Raw genomic sequence first — 6,501 nt, 5'->3', positions numbered from 1 at the left:
CGCGAGGACCTTGGCGATCGGGTCCTCTGCCACCACGCTGGCCGGGATGTCCTCATCGGCGACCTGATAGACAAACGAGCCGTTGGCGCCGTTTTCGAGCAGGCGGCGGACGAGGTAGGCGAGGAGGTCCTTGTGCGCGCCGACGGGGGCATAAATGCGGGTGCGGGTGCCGGCATTGGTGCGCAGGACTTCGTGAAGGCGCTCGCCCATGCCATGGAGGCGCTGGAATTCGTAGCTGTCCGGTCCCCAGCCCGCCTTGGCTGCCAGGTGAAGCACGGCAGCGGCGGTGTGGGCATTGTGGGTGGCGAATTGGGGGTAGATCGATGAGGCGGCGAAAAGCTTTTTCGCGGCGGCGATGTAGCTGATGTCGGTCGAGGACTTGCGCGTGAAGACGGGGTAACCCGGGAGGCCGAGCACCTGGGCGCGCTTGATCTCGGCGTCCCAATAGGCGCCCTTGACGAGGCGGACCATTATTCGGCGGTCGAGGGACCTTGCGGTAGCGTCGAGCCAGTCGATCAGCGGCAGGACGCGCTTGCCATAGGCCTGGACGACGACGCCGAAGCCGTCCCAGCCGGCCAGTTCCGGCGTGGCGAGGACTTCGGCGATGATGTCGAGGGAGAGATCGAGCCGGTCGGCTTCCTCGGCGTCGATATTGAAGCCCATATTCGCGGTCCTGGCAGCGAGGGCAAGTTTGCGAGTCGCATCAACGAGTTCGCTCATGACGCGGGAGCGCTGCGCGAACTCGTAGCGCGGGTGGAGCGCCGAGAGCTTCACCGAGATGCCGGGGTTATCGCGGACGGAGGGCGCGGTGCAATGGGGAGCCAGGCTGGCTATGGCCCGGGCATAGGCGTCGAAATAGCTGGCCGCGTCGGCGGAGGTGCGGGCGGCCTCGCCGAGCATGTCGTAGGAATAGCGATAGCCCAGCGCTTCGGGCTTTTTTGCGTTTGTGATGGCTTCGTCGATGGTGCGGCCGAAGACGAACTGGCTGCCGAGCAGGCGCATGGCCTGGGCGACGGCCGTGCGGATGACCGGTTCGCCCAGGCGGGCGATGGCGCGGTGGAGGGCGTTCTTCGGGCCGATTTCGGGATCGCCGAGGACGTCGGCGGTGAGGCTCAGCGCCCAGGAGGAGAAGTTCACCAGCGGATTGGGCGAGGCGCCGAAATGGGCGGTCCAGTCGGACCCGCCGACCTTGTCGTGGATGAGAGCGTCGACAGTCTCAGCGTCCGGCACGCGGAGCAGCGCTTCGGCCAGGGACATAAGGGCGACGCCTTCGTCGGTGGCCAGGCCATATTCGGCGAGGAAGGACTCCATGAGGCCGAGACGGTTGCCCGAGCGGACCGTGGTGACGAGGGTTTCGGCATGGGTGGAGATGGCCTGCCGTGCGGCATCGTCGAGGCCGGTGGCGGCAATGAGGTCCCGGACCAGCGTGGTTTCGTCTGCGAGGTTGCGGGCGCGGAGGGTGGTGCGGATGTCGGTGATGCTTGGGTTCATGGCTAACCTCAGTGCCTGACAGTAGACCTCATCCTGAGCTTGTCGAAGGGGGAGGTCGTGGCTGGATCGATGCCACGCCCTCGTGGTTCGACAGGCTCACCATGAGGTTTGTTGAGAATGCCAGAGGTCCAATAGGCGTTTCGCCTGATGTTGTGGCGACGAGTAGCATGAAGCGCTATCCTGTTGGCCCAGGACAGGATAAACACCCATGCAGACTATCACATACGAGACTTTGGACCATATCGATCGGCACATCCTTGATGAACTGGCGCGGGATGGCCGGATCAGCGTGGCGGAGTTGAGCCGCCGGGTAAACCTCAGCAAAACGCCTTGCCAGGCGCGGATTACGCGGCTGGAGAGGGCTGGGTATATCCTGGGCTATCGGGCGGTGATCGACCCCAGGCGGCTGGGGTTGCCGCATGTGGCGTTTGTCGAGGTGAAGCTGAGCGACACGCGCAAGGCGGCGCTCATGGCGTTCAACAAGGCGGTGCGCGCGATACCGGAAGTCGAGCAAGCCCATATGATTGCATCGAATTTCGACTATCTGCTCAAGGTGCGAACCAAGGACATTGCCGATTATCGGGAGGTGCTGGGGGAACGGATCAGCGCCCTGCCCCATGTGGCCCATACCAGCACGCATGTATCGATGGAGGCGGTGAAGGAGGACGATTAGGCCGGCCGTTTCCGCCAGCATGCTGGCAGATTTCTTGCTGATGTCCTGCAGAATGCCGCAAAGCGAGCGTGGAGATCGTCAGGTCGCGGGGAACAGTTTCCAGCGGCGGGGGCGGAAGGCCAGGCGGGTCTTGTCTCCGGCGGGATGGTCGAAGGGCAGATCGACCTCGACGAGGTGACCGGCGCCACCGATTTCCAGCTCGACGCGGCGGGTGCCGCCGACGCGCCGGGAGGTGCTGACGACGCCGGCGAGCGAGGCTTCGGCTTCGATCAGTTCGACATCGTGCGGGCGGAAGAACAGGCGTGCATTGCCCGGACTGGCATCGCCGGCCGGAATGCCGATAGCGCGGCCGCCGACCCAGAGCTCGTTGTTCTCGATGGTGACGGGGAGTTCGCTGGATTCGCCGATGAAGCCGAAAACGAAGGGCGAAGTGGGGTGATCGTAAACGGTGTCGGGGGTGCCGACCTGTTCGATCTTGCCCTGGCTCATGACGCAGAGGCGGTCGGACAGTTCGAGCGCTTCTTCCTGGTCATGGGTAACGAAGACGGTGGTGTGGCCGGTGCGATCATGGATCTCGCGCAGCCATTTGCGCAATTCGCGGCGGACCTGGGCGTCGAGAGCGCCGAAGGGCTCGTCGAGCAGCAGCACCGCGGGCTCGATGGCGAGGGCTCGGGCCAGGGCGACGCGCTGGCGCTGGCCGCCGGACAGCTGATTGGGGTAGCGCTTCTCGAGGCCGGAGAGCTGGACCAGATCGAGCAGCTCCATGGCGCGGCGGCGGATCTCATGGGCCGGCGGGCGCGTGGAACGCGGGCGAACCTTGAGGCCAAACGAGATGTTCTCGAGGATGGTCATGTGCCGGAACAGGGCATAGTGCTGGAACACGAAGCCGATATTGCGCTCCTGCACGGTCTTTTCGGACGCGTCGGTGTCGCCAAAGAAGATCTTGCCCTGGGTGGGCATTTCGAGGCCGGCGATCAGCCGCAGCAGCGTGGTCTTGCCCGAGCCCGACGGGCCGAGCAGCGCGATCAGTTCGCCCGAGCGAATATCGAGCGACACATCATGCAGCGCCGGGAACCGGTCGAATTCCTTGCGCACGTTTTGGACGCGAACTTCCATAGACACCCAGATCCTATCAGTGGTTGGCGCCGGCGGCGATTTCCTGGCCGAAGCGCCATTCCAGCGCGGTCTTCAAGACCAGCGTGACGAGCGCAAGCATGGCCAGCAGCGATGCGAGGGCGAAGGCTGCTGTGCCATTATATTCATTGTAGAGCATTTCCACCTGCAGCGGCATGGTGGTGGTCTGGCCGCGGATCTTGCCCGAGACCACGGCGACAGCCCCGAATTCGCCCATGGCGCGGGCATTGCAGAGCAGCACGCCATAGAGCAGGCCCCATTTGATGTTGGGGAGCGTCACGCGCCAGAAGGTCTGCCAGCCATTGGCGCCCAGCGACAATGCGGCCTCCTCGTCGCCAGTGCCCTGATCCTGCATGAGGGGGATCAGTTCGCGGGCGACGAAGGGGAAGGTGACAAAAATGGTGGCGAGCACGATGCCCGGGAGGGCGAAGAGCACCTCGATGCCGTAGGACTTGAGGAAAGGGCCGAGAAAGCTCCCTGCCCCGAACAGCAGCACATAGACCAGGCCCGAGATGACCGGCGAAACCGAGAATGGCAGGTCGATGAGGGTGATGAGGAAGGCCTTGCCCTTGAACTCGAACTTGGCGATGGCCCAGGAGGCCGCGACGCCGAAGATCACGTTGAGCGGCACGGCAATGGCGGCGACCAGCAGGGTCAGGCGGATGGCGGCCTGTGCGTCCTTGTGGGCGAGGCCCGTGAAGAACGCGCCGATGCCCTTGAGGAAGGCCTCGTGGAACACGGCGTAGAGCGGCAGGAGCAGCATCACGCCCATGAACAGGAAGGCGATGCCGATCAGCAGCCACTGAACGGGACGGCTTTCGCTGGTGGGCGAAATGCGGCGCTTGCGCCGGGCGGTGAGCTTAGTTGCCATAACCGTACCTCCGTCGGCTCCAGGCCTGGATGAGATTGATGGCGAAGAGCAAGAGGAACGAGATGATCAGCATGACCGAGGCGATGGCGGCCGCGCCGGCATAGTTGGTTTCCTCGAGGCGGATGACGATCAGCAGCGGCGCGATTTCGGACACGAACGGGATGTTGCCGGCGATGAAGATGACCGAGCCATATTCGCCAACCGCGCGTGCGAAGGCGAGCGCGAAGCCGGTGAGGATGGCGGGCATGAGGCTGGGCAGGATGACACGCGTGACCGTCTGCAGGCGGCTGGCGCCGAGTGTGGCACTGGCTTCCTCGACCTCGTGGCTCACCTCTTCGAGGATGGGCTGGATGGTGCGGACGACGAAGGGCAGGCCGATGAAGATCATGGCGATGATGATGCCTGCCGGCGTGTAGGCGATGCGCCAGCCCAGCGGCGCGAAGAGCGCGCCGATCGCGCCGTTGGGCGCGTAGATGGCGGTCAGCGCAATGCCGGCGACTGCGGTGGGCAGGGCAAAGGGCAGATCGATGATGGCATCGAAGATGCGGCGGCCGGGAAAGCGATAGCGCACCAGTACCCAGGCGATGAGCGTTCCGAAGACGACATTGACCGCCGCGGCGAAGAGCGCGGAAACGAAGCTGACACGCAGTGCGCCGAGCACGCGGGGATCGGTCGCGGCCTTCCAGAAGCCTTCGGGACCGAGGCCCGCGGAGCGAACCGCCAGGGCGATCAGCGGGATCAGGATGATCAGCGAGAAATAGGTGAGCGTGAAGCCGAGCGTCAGCCCGAAGCCGGGAATGACGCTGGGGCGGCGAAAGCGCCCGAGGCGGCGTGCAACGGAGGAGACGGAGGCGCTCAAGCGGCAGCCCGGACGGCAGCGGTTGCAGTGCTGTTCATGTCGACCTCTCAACCCGGTTCGCGGCGGTAACCCTAGTGGACCGGTCGACTTTATCAAAGCGAGGCGGTGGCGTTTGCGAGAAGCGCGGCGGAAAAAAATTCTGCGGCAGAGTGAAAGGGGAGATTCTGAGGCGTCTGCCCGGGTTGAGACTGCCCGCCCACACTCGATGGTCACCCTCGGGCTCGACCCGAGGGCTCTACATTTGCGGAGAGCTGGCTAAGTACAGAGCCCTCGGGGCAAGCCCGAGGGTGACGTCTGATGGTTGGGGCAGCTCGTCGCACAAATTGCCACCGTCTACTTCGGCGGGGACCATAGTGGCGTTTCGCGGTCGAGGGGCTTCATGGTCGTGATGTCCTCGCCACGGCGCATGGCGATGTTCATGCGGAAGGAGTTGCCTATGCGTTCGGAGCGCTCGATGAAGAGCGCGGCGATGTCGGGTGGGCAGAGTTCTTCCACCGTACGGCGGAACAAGGCCAGCCAGCGCATGAAGTGCGCATCGGACAGTTCCGGAATCGCCATGTGCTTGGGCATGGGGCGGCCGGCATAGCGACCGGTGCCGAGCAGCATGGAACTCCAGAAATCGGCAATGGTGGAGAGGTGGTGTGGCCAGGCCTCAGGCGCGATGATGCGATTGAAGACTGGACCGATGACCGGGTCGCGACGGGCATCGGCGTAGAAGCGGTCGACGACGGCACGGATCATGGCTTCGTCGAGGCCCTCGGGCGTCTCCCAGCCGATGCGCTGAAGGCGGGTGCCGATGGGCGGGCGTGGGTTGCCGTCGCTCATGCGTCAATCTCGCGGATGGCGTAGCTGCAGCGGCGGCCGCCGGCGACGATATGCTCGGTGCGCTCGACCTCGGCCCCACTGCCGAGAACGGCGCGGAAGACATCGAGTTCGGCGCGGCAGAAACCCTGGCAGGCGACCGCCGCCGCGCAGATGGGACAGTGGTTTTCGACCAGAACGAAGGAGCCATCAGCCTCCTCGCGCCAATCGGCCATGTAGCCTTCGGCGGATCGCAGATCGGCGAGCGCGGCAACCTTGTCGCGCAGGCTGGCGCGAGCGGCCAGCGCCGTCTGGTAAACCGCGCGGGTCTCCGCTTCACGGCTGGAAATGATGGTATCGAGCGCAGCATCGCCCAATGACGTGCTGATAATGCCGAGCAACTGGACCGTGAGGGCGGCATGGGTATCGGGAAAGCGCGCCTGCGCCGATGGGGTCAGGCTCCAGCTCTGGGTGGGGCGCCCTACCCCCTTGGCCTCGCTGCTCGCAACGACCAGCCCCTCTTCCGCCAGGCGGGCAAGCTGCTGGCGGGCCGCTTCGCCTGAAGTGCCGAGCTTGGCGCCCACGGCCGCGGACGACAAGGCGCCATGCATCTTGAGCGCCATCAGGACCCGTTCGGCGGGGCTGCGGGGCGACCATGCTACATTTTCCAAG

At 64.9% G+C, this 6,501-nt stretch carries 7 protein-coding genes; 1 reads left to right on the top strand and 6 read right to left on the bottom strand.

The window, feature by feature from the left end; genetic code table 11:
- A partial coding sequence (locus tag IH615_RS16115; protein WP_291363355.1) for a proline dehydrogenase family protein occupies positions 1-1,491 on the bottom strand: 1,491 nt, incomplete at its 3' end.
- 208 nt (positions 1,492-1,699) lie between these two features.
- On the opposite strand from IH615_RS16115, the gene IH615_RS16110 reads away from it, so the two are divergent.
- The gene (locus tag IH615_RS16110; protein ID WP_291363353.1) at positions 1,700-2,164 is read left to right on the top strand and encodes an Lrp/AsnC ligand binding domain-containing protein; all 465 of its coding nucleotides are present in this window, start codon (positions 1,700-1,702) and stop codon (positions 2,162-2,164) included.
- Positions 2,165-2,242: 78 nt separating this feature from the next.
- Here the strand turns inward: IH615_RS16110 and IH615_RS16105 are convergent, their stop codons facing one another.
- From IH615_RS16105 to IH615_RS16085, 5 genes are all read right to left on the bottom strand, one after another.
- On the bottom strand, positions 2,243-3,280 hold the full coding sequence (locus IH615_RS16105; RefSeq protein WP_291363351.1) for a sulfate/molybdate ABC transporter ATP-binding protein: 1,038 nt from the start codon (positions 3,278-3,280) through the stop codon (positions 2,243-2,245).
- A 16-nt stretch (positions 3,281-3,296) separates the two neighbouring features.
- Positions 3,297-4,169 carry a sulfate ABC transporter permease subunit CysW gene (cysW, locus tag IH615_RS16100; protein ID WP_291363349.1) on the bottom strand — a complete coding sequence of 291 codons (873 nt, stop codon included), beginning with the start codon at positions 4,167-4,169 and terminating at the stop codon, positions 3,297-3,299.
- Positions 4,159-5,028, bottom strand: coding sequence for a sulfate ABC transporter permease subunit CysT (gene cysT / locus IH615_RS16095; protein ID WP_291363347.1), 870 nt, complete (start codon positions 5,026-5,028; stop codon positions 4,159-4,161). Before cysT ends, cysW begins: the two co-directional genes overlap by 11 nt.
- A gap of 333 nt (positions 5,029-5,361) precedes the next feature.
- Positions 5,362-5,853, bottom strand: coding sequence for a group III truncated hemoglobin (locus IH615_RS16090; RefSeq protein WP_316359725.1), 492 nt, complete (start codon positions 5,851-5,853; stop codon positions 5,362-5,364).
- On the bottom strand, positions 5,850-6,500 hold the full coding sequence (locus tag IH615_RS16085) for a metalloregulator ArsR/SmtB family transcription factor (RefSeq protein ID WP_291363344.1): 651 nt from the start codon (positions 6,498-6,500) through the stop codon (positions 5,850-5,852). Before IH615_RS16085 ends, IH615_RS16090 begins: the two co-directional genes overlap by 4 nt.
- Position 6,501: the final 1 nt, after the last annotated feature.

The sequence above is a fragment of the Devosia sp. genome (genome assembly GCF_014860165.1).
GTDB lineage: Bacteria > Pseudomonadota > Alphaproteobacteria > Rhizobiales > Devosiaceae > Devosia.
This window is presented reverse-complemented; position numbering and strand designations above follow the sequence as displayed.

Excerpts from the sequence above, each read along its gene's own strand:
- IH615_RS16110 (WP_291363353.1), top strand. The coding sequence starts at position 1,700 with ATGCAGACTATCACATACGAGACTTTGGACCATATCGATCGGCACATC.
- IH615_RS16105 (WP_291363351.1), bottom strand. The coding sequence starts at position 3,280 with ATGGAAGTTCGCGTCCAAAACGTGCGCAAGGAATTCGACCGGTTCCCG.
- IH615_RS16090 (WP_316359725.1), bottom strand. The coding sequence starts at position 5,853 with ATGAGCGACGGCAACCCACGCCCGCCCATCGGCACCCGCCTTCAGCGC.
- cysW (WP_291363349.1), bottom strand. The coding sequence starts at position 4,169 with ATGGCAACTAAGCTCACCGCCCGGCGCAAGCGCCGCATTTCGCCCACC.